This window comes from Bacillus sp. LK2, assembly GCF_001043575.1.
Taxonomy (GTDB): Bacteria; Bacillota; Bacilli; order Bacillales; family Bacillaceae_G; genus Bacillus_A; species Bacillus_A paramycoides.
In genome coordinates this window covers 69,514-86,328 of record NZ_LDUK01000032.1, presented here as the reverse complement: position 1 = coordinate 86,328, position 16,815 = coordinate 69,514, and the positions used below count along the sequence as shown (strand labels likewise).

General features: G+C 34.8%; 23 protein-coding genes and 1 pseudogene. 12 read left to right on the top strand and 12 right to left on the bottom strand.

The genetic code is table 11. From position 1 onward, the window contains the following. Positions 1 to 427: 427 nt before the first annotated feature. The 4 genes and pseudogenes from VK90_RS18970 to VK90_RS18955 form a co-directional block, all read right to left on the bottom strand. Positions 428 to 2,494, bottom strand: coding sequence for an LTA synthase family protein (locus tag VK90_RS18970; protein ID WP_048374423.1), 2,067 nt, complete (start codon positions 2,492 to 2,494; stop codon positions 428 to 430). A gap of 184 nt (positions 2,495 to 2,678) precedes the next feature. After that, positions 2,679 to 2,855, bottom strand: a pseudogene (locus VK90_RS18965) (YwbE family protein); the annotation flags it as partial. Positions 2,856 to 2,959: 104 nt separating this feature from the next. Continuing rightward, positions 2,960 to 3,190 carry a hypothetical protein gene (locus VK90_RS18960; protein WP_025148889.1) on the bottom strand — a complete coding sequence of 77 codons (231 nt, stop codon included), beginning with the start codon at positions 3,188 to 3,190 and terminating at the stop codon, positions 2,960 to 2,962. 10 nt (positions 3,191 to 3,200) lie between these two features. Beyond that, positions 3,201 to 3,497 (bottom strand): DUF3986 family protein, encoded by a 297-nt coding sequence (locus tag VK90_RS18955; RefSeq protein ID WP_002173895.1) that lies wholly within the window; start codon positions 3,495 to 3,497, stop codon positions 3,201 to 3,203. A 118-nt stretch (positions 3,498 to 3,615) separates the two neighbouring features. Between VK90_RS18955 and VK90_RS18950 the strand changes: the two genes are divergently transcribed. From VK90_RS18950 to VK90_RS18940, 3 genes are read left to right on the top strand one after another with little or no spacing between them, the layout of a single operon-like run. Then, positions 3,616 to 4,623, top strand: coding sequence for an ABC transporter substrate-binding protein (locus VK90_RS18950; RefSeq protein WP_002173896.1), 1,008 nt, complete (start codon positions 3,616 to 3,618; stop codon positions 4,621 to 4,623). 11 nt (positions 4,624 to 4,634) lie between these two features. After that, positions 4,635 to 5,399 (top strand): ABC transporter ATP-binding protein, encoded by a 765-nt coding sequence (locus VK90_RS18945; RefSeq protein ID WP_048374421.1) that lies wholly within the window; start codon positions 4,635 to 4,637, stop codon positions 5,397 to 5,399. Continuing rightward, complete coding sequence (locus VK90_RS18940) at positions 5,392 to 6,198, top strand: ABC transporter permease (protein ID WP_048374420.1); 807 nt, start codon at positions 5,392 to 5,394, stop codon at positions 6,196 to 6,198. Before VK90_RS18945 ends, VK90_RS18940 begins: the two co-directional genes overlap by 8 nt. A gap of 34 nt (positions 6,199 to 6,232) precedes the next feature. Here the strand turns inward: VK90_RS18940 and VK90_RS18935 are convergent, their stop codons facing one another. Further along, positions 6,233 to 6,460 (bottom strand): hypothetical protein, encoded by a 228-nt coding sequence (locus tag VK90_RS18935; RefSeq protein ID WP_002173899.1) that lies wholly within the window; start codon positions 6,458 to 6,460, stop codon positions 6,233 to 6,235. A gap of 263 nt (positions 6,461 to 6,723) precedes the next feature. Continuing rightward, positions 6,724 to 7,833 (bottom strand): hypothetical protein, encoded by a 1,110-nt coding sequence (locus VK90_RS18930; RefSeq protein WP_048374419.1) that lies wholly within the window; start codon positions 7,831 to 7,833, stop codon positions 6,724 to 6,726. Positions 7,834 to 7,936: 103 nt separating this feature from the next. Between VK90_RS18930 and VK90_RS18925 the strand changes: the two genes are divergently transcribed. After that, a complete protein-coding gene (locus VK90_RS18925; RefSeq protein WP_048374418.1) occupies positions 7,937 to 8,602 on the top strand; it encodes an HAD family hydrolase in 666 nt (221 codons plus the stop codon). Positions 8,603 to 8,802: 200 nt separating this feature from the next. Here VK90_RS18925 and mutTA read toward each other — a convergent pair whose 3' ends face one another. Together mutTA and VK90_RS18915 are read right to left on the bottom strand one after the other, a co-directional pair. After that, entirely contained in the window at positions 8,803 to 9,282 is a 480-nt protein-coding gene (gene mutTA / locus VK90_RS18920; protein ID WP_002015736.1) for an antimutator 8-oxo-(dGTP/GTP)ase, read from the bottom strand. Between the two features lie 84 nt (positions 9,283 to 9,366). Further along, complete coding sequence (locus VK90_RS18915) at positions 9,367 to 9,684, bottom strand: hypothetical protein (protein ID WP_048374417.1); 318 nt, start codon at positions 9,682 to 9,684, stop codon at positions 9,367 to 9,369. Positions 9,685 to 9,767: 83 nt separating this feature from the next. Between VK90_RS18915 and ytzI the strand changes: the two genes are divergently transcribed. The 5 genes from ytzI to VK90_RS18890 all read left to right on the top strand — a co-directional run bounded on the left by ytzI (position 9,768) and on the right by VK90_RS18890 (position 11,274). Further along, the gene (ytzI, locus tag VK90_RS18910) at positions 9,768 to 9,917 is read left to right on the top strand and encodes a YtzI protein (RefSeq protein ID WP_048374416.1); all 150 of its coding nucleotides are present in this window, start codon (positions 9,768 to 9,770) and stop codon (positions 9,915 to 9,917) included. Position 9,918: 1 nt separating this feature from the next. Further along, positions 9,919 to 10,149: a DUF3953 domain-containing protein gene (locus tag VK90_RS18905; RefSeq protein WP_048374415.1), complete on the top strand. Its 231-nt coding sequence runs from the start codon at positions 9,919 to 9,921 to the stop codon at positions 10,147 to 10,149. Positions 10,150 to 10,164: 15 nt separating this feature from the next. After that, positions 10,165 to 10,395, top strand: coding sequence for a YczI family protein (locus VK90_RS18900; RefSeq protein ID WP_048374414.1), 231 nt, complete (start codon positions 10,165 to 10,167; stop codon positions 10,393 to 10,395). Between the two features lie 378 nt (positions 10,396 to 10,773). Beyond that, on the top strand, positions 10,774 to 11,007 hold the full coding sequence (locus VK90_RS18895; RefSeq protein WP_048374413.1) for a DUF3953 domain-containing protein: 234 nt from the start codon (positions 10,774 to 10,776) through the stop codon (positions 11,005 to 11,007). A gap of 27 nt (positions 11,008 to 11,034) precedes the next feature. Further along, a complete protein-coding gene (locus tag VK90_RS18890; protein WP_048374412.1) occupies positions 11,035 to 11,274 on the top strand; it encodes a DUF3953 domain-containing protein in 240 nt (79 codons plus the stop codon). 291 nt (positions 11,275 to 11,565) lie between these two features. Here VK90_RS18890 and VK90_RS18885 read toward each other — a convergent pair whose 3' ends face one another. Continuing rightward, the gene (locus VK90_RS18885) at positions 11,566 to 11,802 is read right to left on the bottom strand and encodes a hypothetical protein (protein WP_048374411.1); all 237 of its coding nucleotides are present in this window, start codon (positions 11,800 to 11,802) and stop codon (positions 11,566 to 11,568) included. A 232-nt stretch (positions 11,803 to 12,034) separates the two neighbouring features. Continuing rightward, positions 12,035 to 12,508, bottom strand: a complete 474-nt coding sequence (gene luxS, locus VK90_RS18880) for an S-ribosylhomocysteine lyase LuxS (protein ID WP_048374410.1) — start codon at positions 12,506 to 12,508, stop codon at positions 12,035 to 12,037. A 128-nt stretch (positions 12,509 to 12,636) separates the two neighbouring features. Here luxS and yidD point away from each other — a divergent pair, with 128 nt between their 5' ends. Next, positions 12,637 to 12,873 carry a membrane protein insertion efficiency factor YidD gene (gene yidD / locus VK90_RS18875; RefSeq protein ID WP_000809328.1) on the top strand — a complete coding sequence of 79 codons (237 nt, stop codon included), beginning with the start codon at positions 12,637 to 12,639 and terminating at the stop codon, positions 12,871 to 12,873. On the opposite strand, the gene VK90_RS18870 is transcribed toward yidD, so the two are convergent. After that, entirely contained in the window at positions 12,870 to 13,433 is a 564-nt protein-coding gene (locus tag VK90_RS18870) for a beta-class carbonic anhydrase (protein WP_025148877.1), read from the bottom strand. The two genes, yidD and VK90_RS18870, sit on opposite strands and share 4 nt — an antisense overlap. Positions 13,434 to 13,656: 223 nt before the next feature. Here VK90_RS18870 and cydA point away from each other — a divergent pair, with 223 nt between their 5' ends. Further along, positions 13,657 to 15,006 (top strand): cytochrome ubiquinol oxidase subunit I, encoded by a 1,350-nt coding sequence (gene cydA, locus VK90_RS18865; RefSeq protein WP_048374409.1) that lies wholly within the window; start codon positions 13,657 to 13,659, stop codon positions 15,004 to 15,006. Continuing rightward, entirely contained in the window at positions 14,996 to 16,024 is a 1,029-nt protein-coding gene (cydB, locus tag VK90_RS18860; RefSeq protein WP_025148875.1) for a cytochrome d ubiquinol oxidase subunit II, read from the top strand. The genes cydA and cydB overlap by 11 nt, the downstream gene beginning before the upstream one ends. A 170-nt stretch (positions 16,025 to 16,194) precedes the next feature. Here cydB and VK90_RS18855 read toward each other — a convergent pair whose 3' ends face one another. Further along, on the bottom strand, positions 16,195 to 16,428 hold the full coding sequence (locus VK90_RS18855) for a spore germination protein (RefSeq protein ID WP_025148874.1): 234 nt from the start codon (positions 16,426 to 16,428) through the stop codon (positions 16,195 to 16,197). Positions 16,429 to 16,815: the final 387 nt, after the last annotated feature.

Below are 16,815 nucleotides of genomic sequence, written 5' to 3'. Positions count from 1 at the left end.
TGAACAAATGAGGAAAATCAATCCATGGACACCCAAATAAAAACTCTCTTAGAAATGCAAAAGAGTTTTTTTACGTGTTAAACAAATTGTCAAATTATGTACAGAATCCAAATATGAAATGGATAAAATATGTAAAACATATATTTCATCCACGTCCGATTATAACCTCATTGTCCGTTATAAAGATTACTCCTCCTAATACATATTCTAGTTCCTAAATCCAGAGGGGCTTTTATTATAACTTTCTACTCATATAATATTAAAACGGATAAAAATTCACATATTTCTCACAAATCAATCACTTAAACGATTCTATTTTAATTTATACTAAATGTACAAGTAATACTCCCTAAACCCAGCTTGTCTGTTTACCCCGTTAAATACTATGAAAAAAGAACTTGTATCGTATACAAGTTCTTTTTGTCGCTTATTTAAATAATATATCCTTACTATATTGCTTTCCAATAAGTAAGTCATATTGAATAAGCTCATATTGCTTTAACATTTCTTTTTGTTTCGCTGTTAAACTTTTTATTGCTTCTCCGTCTTTTCCTATCTTCAATTCGTCACGAAGTGCGGGAATTTCTTCATATAACTTCGATAAAAATTGATAGAACGGTACCTTATTTAATCCAGCATAATCAAGGACAAGATTTGAAAAATAAATTGGACTTACTAGGCCTAAATTGTCATTTGGTATATCAAAATTTGCATACATTAATAACGGCGTTTGTGCCATCGCTAATCGTTCACTTGGTGTTTTTTCATTTGTTATATAACCAGTCTCTTTATAAAGAGATTTATTTGTTCCTAGTGATGGGAGATGATCTCCAAAGAATACTAATAATGTAGGTCTATCTAAATTATCTAGTTGCTCTATTAAATATTGCAGAGCTTCATCTGAACGTCTTAATCCTTCTGTATAAGTCTCTAATTCAGCTTTCGATTCTTCATTTTCTAATCCACTAATCTCTATTTGATTTTCGCCAAATCTTCCTTCTGTAAATGGAAAATGATTTTGCATCGTAACTGCATGAACAAACGTAGGTTTCTTTTGCTTCTCTAATTCAGCTATTATCTCTTTACTCATAGATAAATCGCTAATATAATCTCCATCAACTTCTACATTTTCCATCGTATCTTGTGCATTAAACTTATCAAATCCTAACACTTTATATACATCATCCCGTTTAAAGAATGAGCGGCCGAACGAATGAATAGCGCTTGTGTAATACCCCTCTTTTTTCAACGTTCGGGTAATGGATGGAATTTCCACTTTATTTGTAACGACTTGCTGATATGGTATAGACCCTGGCTTTAACAAACTCATTGAATAACTCGTTAACGCCTCAAATTCAACGTTCGCAGTATTTCCTCCAAATGCCGGCGAAATAGTTTGTCCACCAGGAAAACTTTCTATATAATGATGCAAATTCGGTAAAGGATCTTCACTAAAGGAAAGATTCGTTAATTTCGTTGGATCCCAAAACGATTCACTCATTACAAAAATAATATTTGGTTTCTCTTTTTGCTTCTGCGCCCCTATGTTGCTACTATATTGTTTCTTTACATCGTTTGCTATTTGAAGCATATTTTCTTTTGAATAGTCTTTCGGCTTTTCCATGACTGTCGTATCTAAATTGCTTATAAAGCCTAACACAAAACCATTTGAAGCATAATTTTCATTTTGATTCCACAAAACGAACTCTATACCCGACTTTTGAAACCATTTATTCATAAACGTATTCGTAAAATTACCATACGCATATAAAACAAAAACGGATCCGATTATAAATAGAACTCGTACGCCTGCATGAACTTTTACATTTTGAATATATTTCCTCACATACATACCCACCAAAATGCAGGCAACAACACTTACAATAACGAGAAGAATATAACCCCAACTAAAATAATCCATCACCATCGGTATAACAGATTGCATATGTCCAATCTGTGTAAAATCAGAAGGATATAAAGGATCTCCCCTAAAAACAACTTTAAAGTAATTTACAATAGCCAAAATGATTAGCAAACTGCTTGTCAAAATCGTACTCAAAAAAATTTTTCCCAGCACGTTGTATATCAAGACATATATCGCATAAATTACAATTAAACTAAATATAAACTGTGCGTTATAATAGTAAATCCAATTCACTGTATTCACGAAATCCATATTATTTTGCATAAAAATAAAAAGCAAAGTAACCGCATGGGCTACTAAAAACATTCTAATATAAATCCTAATAATCAGTTTAAATTTATTAACTATATCTTTATTCAAATACGCAACATACAGTAATACACTCCACATCAAAATTGTCATTATACTTAAAACAATTTTTTGATTTAACATATCTTTCATCGTATCTAAACTAAAATATTTTAAAACCAAGAAAAGTGTGGGTACTACATATAGGGTTGCTAGGCCACTTAACATCACTGAAATTAATATACTTCTTCTTGGCTGATGAAATGAAAAATGATACCTCAATTCATCCCCTCTTTTCTGTTTATTAATTTCACCTCGCACCGTAATAAAATATTACTTATATAAACATAACATATTATGTACACAACGTCTTCTCATGTACATCCTCCGTATAATGTCATCTGTTACCTCTTGTACATACCGAACGAAAAAAAGAGATTTCCTAAGAAAGGAAATCTCTTTTTCATTATCCAACACTTTGAACACGACCAATTTGCCCATCTTGTAATCGAACTTTAATTCCGTACGTATGTGTTTCCATGTTTGTAAAAATATCTTTCACAACACCGCTCACAATTTTACTATAATCTTTATCTAATTGGATAACTACATGTGAACCGACCGAAATTTGTGATCTTGTCGGCACGAGTTTCGGAAAACTATTACTATAGAAAAAACCTGTCATATGACAGGTTCTTTTCGTTATTTATTATGCAAGGGAAAATGTTGAAATGATTAGCATGTTTACTATATAAGAGGAAGCATCCATATTTTCCATATGATACTCACGATTACTATAAGTACAAAATCAAAAAAATCTAATCTCGGACCCTTTTTCATAGTCATATCTAGCCACATATGAATCCACTTCACTTCTTTGTATTTATGAATATTTTTCTTTGCAAATCGGTAAATGAGCACTTGCATGATGAAAATTCCAACTACGCAAATGAATAATAAGATGAGAAATTCAACCACGAAATTCCTCCTATTTTTGAAGTGTTTTCTCTACTATATGGTTCCTCAAAACCCATTCCTCAAACTGAGCACTTCCAAATTCCCAGCTCAAATCACGAGCATGTACAGAAAAAACGTAATAACCGGCATATTCGTCCATAAACATTCCTGCCTCTACATCATCTTTCTGAATACCGTATACCCCAAAATTAAAATACACATCCCATACGTCTTCATGCTTCCTCTTATAAGCAATCGATTCCATATCACATTCAGTTCCGAAATAATCAAGATGTAAATGTATGCTATCATCGTATTCGTACTCCATTTTATCACCCCTTATATTTGTACTTCTGTACTACCCAAAAAATTCCTGCTATATACTCACATATGGGCACTAACCTACATATCATGCTTGTAGATTAACTTCTAGGAGGTGCCATATAGTGAAAAAATTAATAACCGTTTTTTGCATCATGTTACTAGCTGTTTTCACATTTGCTGCTTGTAGTAGCACAAAAGAAAGTACGAAAGAACAAGCTCAAAAAATTCGAGTTGGCGAAGTTACCCACTCTCTGTTCTACGCACCATTATATGTTGGAATTGAAAAAGGTTTTTTTAAAGATGAAGGCTTAAATATTGACTTACAAACAACCGCTGGCGGGGATAAAACGATGACTACCCTATTATCCGGCGGAATTGATATTGCTCTCGTTGGTTCAGAAACGTCCATTTATGTTCATCAACAAGGAGCAAAAGATCCTATCATTAATTTTGCACAGTTAACACAAACAGATGGCACATTTTTAGTTTCACGTAAAAAATTAGACACTTTTAATTGGAATGACGTAAAGGGCGTTACGTTTTTAGGACAGCGTAAAGGCGGCATGCCACAAATGGTTGGAGAATATGTTTTAAAGAAAAATGGCATTGATCCTCACAAAGATACGAACTTAATTCAAAATATCGAGTTTGCTAATATTGCAAATGCCTTTGCATCTGGTACAGGAGAATTTGTACAGCTCTTTGAACCGACTGCAAGTATATTTGAAAAAGAAGGAAAAGGTTATATTGTCGCTTCTTTCGGAGCTGAATCTGGTACTGTTCCTTATACAACGTTTATGGCAAAAGAAAGTTTCTTAAAGAAAGATAAAGCTGCTGCAGAAAAATTCACGCGTGCGCTATATAAAGCGCAGCAATGGGTTGATACACATAGTCCTGAAGAGATTGCTGATGCTGTTTCTCCACTATTTAAAGACACTTCAAAAGACATTTCAATAAAAGTAATTGAGCGCTACAAAAAACAACATTCTTATGCGACAAATCCATTATTAGATGCTGAAGAATGGAAACAGCTCCAAACGATTATGAAAGAAGCTGGCGAATTACAAAAAGAAGTTCCACATGAAACGCTCGTCAATACAAAAATTGCTGAAAGCGTCATTAAGAAATAGAGGCGAAATATATGAGTTTTTTACAAATACGTAACGTTTCTCACTGCTTTTTTGCAAAAGAAAATGCCAAACTTATTCTTGAAGATATGAGCTTGCAAGTGGAAGAGGGGGAATTTATTTCTATCCTTGGTCCAAGTGGTTGCGGAAAAACAACGCTCCTCTCTATTATTGCAGGGCTATTTGACCCAATTGAAGGGACCGTATTTTTAGATGGTGAGCTGATTACAACTATGACCCCATCTATGGGCTATATGCTCCAGCAAGATTACTTGTTTCCGTGGAAAACAATTGAAGAAAATATTATGCTCGGACTTCATATTCGGAAAATTTATGATGAAAATACGAAAGAACATACACTAAAGCTTTTAAAACAAGTCGGCTTACATGATATAGAACAGCAATATCCTCGTGAACTATCCGGCGGCATGCGCCAACGTGCTGCACTCGTTCGAACATTAGCGACCGATCCAAAAATTTTATTGCTAGATGAACCATTTTCCGCTCTCGATTATCAAACAAAATTAAAACTAGAAGAACTCGTCTTCACATTACTACGTAAATATAAGAAAACATCACTACTTGTGACACATGATATTGAAGAAGCAATTGCGATGAGCGATCGTATTTATTTGCTGCAAGCGAACCCTGGAAAGATTGCAAAAACATTCATCGTCCCAGGAAGTATCCGTTCCTTATCGCCATTAGAAGCACGCCACCACCATGACTTCCCAGCCCTCTTCCAAGAAATATGGAAGGAGTTGGAACGACTTGGATAATATAAAACAACTACATGAACAGTTTCGAAAAAAAGAAAGACAACGTGCATGGTTAGCTCGCTCTTTACAACTTTTACTTCTTGTTCTTTTCTTTGCACTATGGGAAATAGCTAGCAAGAAAGAGTGGATTGATCCTTTACTCTTTAGCTCTCCTTCGAGTATTTGGGATCTCTTCTTAACGAAATGGATTGACGGTTCACTTTGGATTCACATATGGACGACATTACTCGAAACAGGAGTAGGCTTCATTCTCGGAACAGTACTCGGAGCTATTATCGCCACTTTCCTTTGGTGGATGCCCCTTTTAGCTCGCGTACTTGATCCATATCTCGTTGTCCTAAATGCAATGCCAAAAGTAGCACTCGGCCCAATTATTATTGTCATTTTCGGCCCAAACATTTCATCTTCTATCGCAATGGGGGTAATCATCTCCATCATCATTACCATTCTCGTTATTTACAGCGCATTTCAAGAAGTCGATTCCAACTATATAAAAGTAATGCACACATTTGGTGCAAATAAATGGCAATGCTATAAGCACGTTATTCTCCCTTCATCCTTCCCTTCCATTATTTCAACGTTAAAAGTGAACGTTGGCTTATCATGGGTCGGTGTTATTTTCGGAGAGCTCCTCGTTTCTAAACAAGGACTTGGCTATTTAATTAGCTACGGATTCCAAGTCTTTAACTTCACACTCGTCTTACTCAGCGTATTGCTCACTTGCGTCCTTGCAACTCTTATGTATGTATTTGTCGAAGCATTTGAAAAAATCCTTGTTGGAAAACGAAAAAGAAGCTAACTCAAAGCCATACGCCAGAGTCAGCTTCTTTCTTTTATCTTTTATCGCACATTTTTGAATCATTTGTAACATTGCCATTAGCAACTGTAACTGTATGGAAACAATCTTTCACACGCACCGTAACGACATTATCTTTTCGATCAATAATATGATAATCATTAAACTGTTTATTCAATGCACTACGAATTTGCTCTCCTTCAAAAATCGGAAAACCATGAGACATTACCCAAATGAGACCAGCAACAGCAAGAATCGTTTTCATACGCTTCATTACCTCCTCTAGAGTAAACTTATAGCCCCTATAATATGCGCATTATAATTGTGTCTAATTTGTGACATTTTTATACTAATTCTATTTTAAAGCTTCAGTTCCTGCTTCTTTTTATAAAAAGACTGAATTTTCAATTTTATCAACATAAAAAAACGCAAAGAACGGAACGTCCTCGCGTTTTCATTTGATAGACTAAAAATATATCGAACATAAATCCAATTATATCGACTTACCGACAAATAGTGAAAACTACACTATGACTGCTCTATATCCCTCGAAATATTATATAATCCCGATAACACTTCTGCTCTCATTTTTACAAGCTCAGGGAATTGATAGAAGAAGGCGATTTTCTTATACTTTAACTCTGATCCTTCTTTCACCTTTTTTGAATCTTGTAAAATAAACGCTGTAAATGTATCCGCAATATCTTCTGCTACATTTGTCGTCCCATACAGTGAAACAAAATCATCATGCTTTTCCTTAAAAAATTCCATTTGAGCTTCTTCACTTTCTTCCACTTTCTTTTCTGTCCACTCCAGCTCAATTTGTTTCCAGAACAAATTATGGAATTGATTTATATAAGAGCTCTCCTTCGCACATCCTTCTTGTAAGAAAAGAGATTTACATTTATTTTGGTATGATGAAATATCTTTATCTTCTTCAAAAGCTTTTAAGTACTTTTCGTTTACTGGTATTTGTTTATGTCCCAGCGTTAATACATGAGCCGTCTCATGTATTAACGTTTTTATCACTTGATCGATATTTACTGCAGAATCAAGCGTATCTAAACTAATGGTCCACTCTTTCGGATACTCCATACTTGGCATAACGTGGGCGACAATTCCGTCGTAACCATCTGTTACCATGTCAAACTCTTTTATGTCAGTGCGATACTTAGCTGGAATAAGAGTGCTATACATCTCCCATAACGATTCATGATAATCCCTATCTTTACGTTGCTTTAATACTTCTTCTTTCGCTTCCTTATCCTCCGCAAAAGCCTTATTCAATCGTTCACGATCTAGTTTGTCGAAATAAGGATCTATAATTTCATCACCATCAATATAATAAGAAGCTAAAAAGAAATAATTTTCATCCTCCTCTTTTTTCTTCTCTGCTTCTTTCCTATCATTACTTACATGTTCTTCTACATCATAATCTTCTGGTACTTCAAGTTCTGAAAGTCCATCTATCTTTTTATATACGTTTTGAAGTGTTTTATCTCCTATTTGCGTGCATTCTTCTGTCGTTTCGCACACATCTTTCTTCTCTCTTTTCGAAGTTTGCTTCGTCATATCACATCCAGCCACTAAGCCAATTGAAATAATAAAACAAACTAACCTTCCATACAGTCCCTTCATATAAACCTCCATCGTTTCATTCTACAAAAATATAATAATCATTTTCTAACAAATATGCGATAATTACTTATGAAAATATCCCTATTTTTTAAGGAGGTTACTTATGATTCGTGCAGTACTTTTCGACTTAGATGGGACACTATTAGATCGTCGTCAATCTTTAAAGCAATTTATTCACGACCAATACAATCGCTTTTCTCTTCATTTTATAAACATAGAACAAGCCGAGTATTGTTCTCGTTTTCTTGAACTCGATAATAATGGCTACACTTGGAAAGATAAAGTATATGCTACTCTCCTTTCCGAATACAACATTACCACTTTAACACAAGAGCAACTGCTGCATGACTACACTACAAACTTTCAACATCACTGCATTCCTTTCCAAAACATGCATGAATTACTTCAGCAACTAACTCAGCACAATATAAAAATTGGTATTATTACAAACGGCTTTACTGACTTTCAAACAAATAATCTTCGTGCCTTAAACATACATACGTATACAAATACAATTCTCATTTCAGAAGCAGAAAAAATGAAGAAACCACACCGAGAAATTTTCGAACGAGCTTTGCAAAAGCTAAGTGTAAAAGCTGAAGAATGTCTTTATGTTGGAGATCATCCAGAAAACGATGTGCTTGGAGCTGAAAACGTAGGAATTTGGGGCGTTTGGAAGAAGGATTTGTTTTGGGGTGATTTTGAACATTCACGTGTGGTGGATGATTTGTTAGAGGTGATTTCGTTTTTAGAGGTGGAGATTCAGTAAACTTTTTAAACGATATGATAGTAAATGAAATTATATTAGCGATTTTCCGAATATATCGACCACAACTCCAAATATATCAGTGATTTTTAAAATATATCGATTTACCGACAGAAACTGACAATAATAAGCGGAGGCTTTGATTCCTGAATGCAAAGGTATATTCACACCATTTTTTGGGGCCAAAAAAGAAACCGGCCATTTTACTTTGTAAAACAGCCGATTTCTTCTATATGTTTCATCGTACGCGCTAATACATCATCGCGCATAATAAAGCTAAATTTCCTATCAGTTTTAATGTTATCAGGAATGTCTTTTAATAAAACAGACCCTTTCGTTTCTTCGTAATGCGTATGCTGCTCTACCGCACTAATTGTTGCAAAATAAATGTTTTTAATGATTATTTTGTCTTTTCCGGATACTTTATATTGTCCTAAGTAAGTTAAATCAGAAACTATGCCGCCGGTTTCTTCATGAACTTCCCGAACTGCCGCTTCTTCCGGTGTTTCCCCGAGTTCAACTTTACCACCTGGAAATTCAAGACCGCGACGTAAATGATGCGTTAATAACCATTGATCCCCGTACCGGCATACAACCCAAACATGCTTTGGCTCAGGAGAAAATGGATAACGTTCAAACGATAATTGTACAGTGTTGTGGTAATAATCTTTAAATTTGTACATGCCATTACTCCCCTATTGATGGTTACAAGTTTTTCCTACCACAAATTGTAGCATATTCTCGCTTTTCTGCATAATATTATCCAATTACAATCCATTGATTATTCCCATTTGCGCGACTAATTCTTTCGTTTCATGATTCCCTAGATCATAAATCATTTTATATGCTTTTTGTAGTTGTTCATCATATCGGTCATTATTCGAATCGTGATGATACTCAACGAATGGAACGTGAGAGCGTACGAATGAGCCTAAATCCTCTGTATATGCTTGATCAAAATGCTCTCTCAATTCTGTAATCTCCTCGTCATTTGCATAAATCTCAAAATTATACGTATCCGCCGTCTTCACTTGTGAAATTTGACCATTTCCTATTGATATATAATATGTTTTTTTCTTTTCCATGTAACACCCTTCTTTCATCCTTTTAATTTCTATTGTTTTCATCAATTACAAAATTATGTAAAATAAAGAAAAGGAGGGATTTCATGCTCAAAATTTTAATTATCGGCATTATAATCGTACTGATCGTATTAGTACTCTCCGTCATGACGATTAATAAAGGCTATGCATATAAACATTCCGTTGATAAGCCAGAAGATAACCCCTATACAAAAAACAACAAGGAGAAGTCATAACATGCTTCGTATACTACGCATTTTAATCGCACTCAGTGTCATCATCATATCCAGCATTGGTTTACTGACAGATCAACATAACTTTCTACCACTTTCACAATTTCTATTAGGAGCTTTAATGTTCCTCATCGCTATTGAACAAATAAAGAAAAAGGATTCAGGAACCGGATTTATTTGTATTATTGCCGGGGCTTTCTCTTGGATTGTACTCGTCATTACCTACATAAAATAGAAGGAGAGTGACTTCATGCTAAAAGGAGTACGAATTACTTTTTCGCTTATCGCTTTATCTATAGCAATCTATAGTTTTATTGCTGGCAATAGAGGAATTATGCCTTATATGTTTATCTTTTTAGGCGGTATGGCTTTCATTGTAAGTATAGAGGAAATGATGGAACATAAAAAAGTAGGGAGTACGCTCGCTTTTTTAGTCGGTGTAGCAGTTTTATATCTAGGTGTCTCAGAAATACTTCGTTAATTTGTCTATTTAAAGGAGGGATACAATGCTAACTGGATTACGGATTTTTCTCATGATTTTCATGCTTCTCGGAATCTCTCTTTGCACTTATTCTCTTATTACCGATAATTTCACACTTCTCCCATACATGCAATTTACTTTCAGTTGTTTCTTTATTCTTATGGGAATTAATGAACTGAAATCCGGACGGAAATCGATGAGTATCCCGTATTTTTTCGTTTCTAGTCTTATGTTCTTCGTTTTAATATCGACCTACTTTCGCTAAAGGTAACATGTACTTTCAAGCACCTACTGACTATTACCTTTCACCAATTTTTCTTTTTCGAACAGGTAATACATTTGATGACCATAAAAAAAATGAAAAAGGTGGAGAATAGTATGCTAAAAATATTTCGCATTATATCCGCTTTTATCGTCATCGCTCTCGCTCTATCCGGAATGCTTACAAATCCGCTTGTTACGATGCCCTATATGCTTATCGCCTTATCTTTTATGGCTTTCATCATAAGCGCAGAAGAAAAACAGAAACAACAGAAAGTAAATAGTACACTCTCCTTCTTTTCTGGCGTATTCACTTTAATCGTTGCTATTATGATTATTTTCATTCGATAACTATCTCTTTCTACTAAGGAGGCTTCCATGTTATCAAATATTCGAATCATATTATCTGCTATTGCTTTTATTCTTGCTCTATTTACTCTATTTAGCCTCTTTACACAAATCTCTATTCTTTTCCCCTACGTATTTATCCTTTTAAGCATCATATTTATCCTTTGGGGAATTGATGAAATACAACAAAAGCAAAAATCGAAAGCTATCTCTTGTTTTATCGTTGCGACAATCACTTTCTTCGTTGGGATTTCTGATATACTTCCATAAGAAAAGAAGAACAGGACAGTTGAACGAATACGACCAAAACAAATAAGAGAACCAATAAGTGTTAAACAACACAAATTCGGTTCTCTTATAACTAATTGTTATCTTCCTCTACAGACGTTCTTAGAGCAGATAGCTTATCCTTCTAATAGTACAGCCAACTTTGTATAGTAACTAATGGTTCTTGTTTAAGCATATAACGTGCTTCACATCCTCCCTTTTGACTTCAAGGTTTAAAAGAATATGGAGTGTACAGCTTATTAGAAAACATTATGTTTAGATTGTTTCTTCTTATTAATTACCGTAGTTTCCAGAAAACTGTTTTACTACAGCTTTTACTTCCTCTAATTTTTCTGGTTTTAGTAGACTAATCATTTTAGGTATAAATTGTTCAATATCCTCTTTTGAGAACGCACCTTCATCTTGTTTCTTGAAGTTTTCTGTAAGTATTGCTTTTGCTTCATCCTGCTTATCTTCTTGAACTCTTTGTAAAATAAAATTCAAAAACATTTCTTGTCCTTGCTTGTCCATTCCTTTTACCTCCTAAAGAAACTAAAAATAACACCATTTGGTTTTGTTTTTATTATAACACCTAAAGGTGTTATGTCAAATGCTATTTTCGTTTCGCTTTCCAATAATCTCACATCAATATTCTTGCCCAATTATATTTTTCATTTTGGCTACAGGTGCGTTCGTTTAACGGAAATAGGGATTATCGACAGAGGAAAAATAAAAAACTGCCCTTTCACAGGCAGTTTTCCTTTTATCCAAATACTTTCTCAAGTTCATCTTTATCTTGGCTTAACCAGAAATTCATTAAGCGTTTCGCTCCTTCTAAGTCGTGAAGCTTCGCTTGGCCACACTGCGTTTCATTTGCAGCTGGAATTTCTGTAATTTGAACCGCGTCTTTTAATGTTAGTTCTAATAAATCAATGATTTCACGAACTGTTGGTGTCCCGCTTACAACAAGATAGTATCCTGTTTGGCAACCCATTGGTGAAATGTCGATAATATCAAAATGCGGATAACGATCAATATGTTTACGTAAATTAAATGCTAATAAATGCTCTAACGTATGAATAACACCTGGTTTCATCGCTTGTTTATTCGGTTGGCAAAAACGAATATCAAATTTATTTACAATACCGTCACTACCTACATTGTGAACTCCGCAATGTCTTACATAAGGCGCCTTTACAATCGTATGGTCTAATTCAAAGCTTTCTACTGATGGCATACAACATCTCTCCCGCTTTTAATTTAATTCCGTTATATCCAATATGATATAACGGAAATCGACATTAGTAAAGAATTATGTACGGTCGTGCTATAATACTTTAAGACTATGCTGAAAAGGAGACCATTATGAAACAGATTTTTATCGGTATTATACGCTTTTATCAGAAGTTCATTTCTCCGATGACGCCACCAACATGTCGCTTTCATCCGACTTGTTCTCATTATGGATTAGAAGCGTTTCAAAAACATGGTGCACTCAAAGGATTTTGGCTTACATGTAAGCGTATATTAAAATGTCACCCTTTCCATCCAGGAGGATTTGATCCTGTCCCAGATAAAAAGGATGACAAAGTAAATTCTTAAGCTTCGTAGCCATTCACAACTAAATCTAATTTTCCTGTATCAGGGTGAATAACAAGACCGTGAACAGGTACTTCTTCAGGTAGTAACGGATGGTTGCGAAGTACTGATACACTATGTTCTACACTTTCTTCTACACTAGAGAATCCTCGCAAGAATTTTTCTAAATCGATTCCAGAATAACGAAGCGTATCTAACTTTTCTTCTGTTACACCGCGTTCTTTCATTTTTTCGATTGTGCTGCTTGCTTGAATTTTTGCCATACCACAATCGTGATGACCAACAACACATACTTCGTCAGCACCAAGCTCATATACAGCAACTAAAATACTACGCATAATACTTCCGAATGGATGAGAAATAACAGCGCCTGCTACTTTAATAATTTTCACATCACCGTTACGCATATTCATTGCTTTCGGTAATAGTTCAACAAGACGTGTATCCATACAAGAGATAATTACCATTCTTTTATTTGGAAATTTCCCAGCTACAAACTCTTCATATTTCTTCTCTTCAACGAATTTTTCATTGTACTGCAAAATCTCTTCTAATGACTTCATAGTAAAAAAACCTCTTTTCTCTCATTTACACTACATAAATAGTGTACCAAAATATGAAAAACTCAAAAAGGATATTGTCTTATTATAAAAACAATATATTTTCAGATAACCGACATAATTCTTTCAAAATATACACACAGCTTTGTAACAAGTCACACATACTCCCCCCCTATTTTCACTATAAACTAACTGTAGATAATGTAAAAAGGAGTGAATATTTATTATGTCCGACGTTCTGTTACTGAGTCGTTTTCAATTTGCAATTACTATTTTTTATCACTTTTTATTTGTACCTTTGACAATCGGACTTGTTATTTTAGTAGCATGTATGGAGACTCAATACGCCCGCACATTGAATCCAACATACCGCAAAATGGCAAATTTCTGGGGAAAACTATTTACAATTAACTTCGTAATGGGGATTATAACTGGGATTACGATGGAATTCCAATTTGGAACAAACTGGTCTGAGTATTCCAAATATATGGGAGATATTTTCGGATCACCTCTCGCAATCGAAGCACTCGTTGCCTTCTTCTTAGAATCTACTTTCATGGGAATATGGTTATTCGGTAAAGACAAAATCTCACCAAAGTTCCGTGCTTTCTGTATGTGGATGGTTGCACTTGGAACAAACATTTCTGCCCTTTGGATTATTACGGCAAACGGATTTATGCAAAATCCTGTTGGTTACGTAGTACGTAACGGCCGCGCTGAATTAAATGACTTCTGGGCTCTTGTTACAAATCCATATGCATGGAATATGTTCTTCCATACTGTAATTGGTTGTTATATTGTCGGTGCTTTCTTCGTTATGGCAATTAGCGCCTATCACTTACTACGTAAAAATGAAGTGGAATTCTTCAAAAAATCATTTAAGTTTGGTTTAATGCTAGGGTTATTCGCTGCAACTATTACACCTTTTATGGGACATCAATCCGGTGTATCAGCAGCTAAGTATCAACCAGCAAAAGGAGCTGCGATGGAGGCTGTTTGGGAAACTGGAAAAGGACAAGGCTTCTCAATCATTCAAATTCCTGATGTAAAAAATGAAAAAAACTTTGAACTGCTTACAATTCCAAAACTCGGAAGTTTCTTCTATACAAACTCATTTGATGGAGAAATTGTTGGTTTAAAAGATATTCCGAAAGAAGATCGTCCAAACGTTAACCTCGTGTACTATAGCTTCCGCTTAATGGTTGCACTTGGCATGTTCTTTATGGCATTAACTTGGTTCGGTTTCTATTTAAACCGAAAAGGAAAACTAGAAAACTCAAAACGTTATTTGAAAATTACAATGTGGTCTGTCTTACTTCCATATATCGCAATTAACGCTGGTTGGATTGTTGCTGAAGTAGGTCGTCAACCATGGACAGTATATAAATTGATGCGTACAGCAGAATCTGTATCACCTATATCAGTTCCACAAATTTGGTTCTCATTAATTAGTTTAATATTGTTCTACACTTTACTCTTAATTGCAGACGTATACTTAATGCTGAAGTTCGCGAAAAAAGGACCAGATGCATTAGAAGAACATAATACTGAGGGAGGTGTGGCTCATGTCTCATGATATGCTTGCAATCATCTGGTTCGGTTTATGGGGTGTGATTTGGACAGTTTACTTTATTCTTGACGGCTACGCACTCGGTAACGGGATGATTTTCCCGTTCGTTGCGAAAGATAGACAAGAACGAAATCAATTACAAGAAGCAATTGGACCATTCTGGGGTGGTAATGAAGTATGGCTAATTACAGCTGGTGGTGCAACATTCGCTGCCTTCCCAATCACATATGCAAATATGTTTAGTTACCTGTATACACCACTATTTTTAGTATTACTTGCACTATTTGCTCGTGCTGCTGGACTTGAGTTTATGCATAAAGACGATTCACCAATATGGCAAAAAACTTGTAAATGGGCATTTGCAATTGGTAGTTTCCTAATCGCCTTCTTATTCGGTGTTACATTCGCTAACCTATATTACGGACTACAAATCGGAAAAGATGGTTATGAAGGAAACTTACTTAGCTTACTAAACCATTACGGCATTTTAGGTGGTCTTTTCTTCACCGCTATATTCGTCGTATCTGGTGCCCTTTGGGTTATGATTAAAACAACTGGTGAAGTATCCGATCGTGCTTATAAAATCGCAAGACCATTTTCAATGGCAGCTGCTATCATTTTAGCTATTTTCTATGTAGCAACTGCAAATCGCACAAATTTATTCCAAAACTTTACGGAATATCCTGTACTATTCATTCTTCCAGTACTTGCAATGTTAATGAGTGTACTAGCACTTATTATGGTGTACAAACATAAAATCGGCCTTGCATTCACATTCGTTTGCTTAACAATCGCAATGTTTATGACAACTGGCTTTGCAGGTATGTTCCCAAGAATGTTACCATCACGTATTAACGACGCTTATAGTACAACGTTATACAACGCAGCGGGTAGTCAATTAAACTTAAAAATTATGTTCTTCGTTGCAATGGTCATGGTACCAATCGTTATTGGATATCAACTTTGGAGCTACAGCATATTTAAAAATAAAATTCATAAAGACTCTGCTAAAGGGTATCACTAAAATGAAAAAAGACACTTCAGGCGAAGTGTCTTTTTTCTTATACGTATGATTTTCGATAAGATGTTACATTTCTAATCTAACAACTATGATAAAGAAGAATCACTAACAGCTCACAGCTAAATTGTATCACAGGGCAAACACATCACTTTATGCAATTTTACATATAAAAATTATAACGTAGATTGAATTACTTGGTCATACACATCGCTATCACTTACATCCGCTGTACTAATACCATTAAATGTTCTCACATTAAATCCAGTATTTGATGACCCCGATCCATTATACGCTTTCGTTTTTTCAATTGGCTGCACATTATATTTATCACCTAAATTAACTGTTCCGTTACAGTTTTCAATAATAACTCCTTCAACAACAGCTGGCATTTTGTCACCTACTTTCATTTCGTTACTTTCAGTGTATGAACAATGCCTATAAAAATAGCTTATTTATATGCGAAAAAGCACCCAGAAGAGTGCTTTTTCTCTAATCATGAATAGCTAGTATGGAGACAGTTGACTTTTTCAAAAATTTATTAGGGGTAATATTTTGAAAAAGAAAGCCTTTCATATGTAGCTTACTACTGATGGAATATATAGTAAATTGATAATCTTTATACGGAAGATTGCCAATGTTTAGTATAGATGTTTTCCACTATTTTAATGGTGATAACTATCTGCACTACATAACAAAAAGGCGCCTTTCAAAAAGACGCTCTTTCCCCTGTTTATATACAGCCCATCCCACTTTTCGTAAACACACACTAGAAAACAGAATCATTAATTGTTACA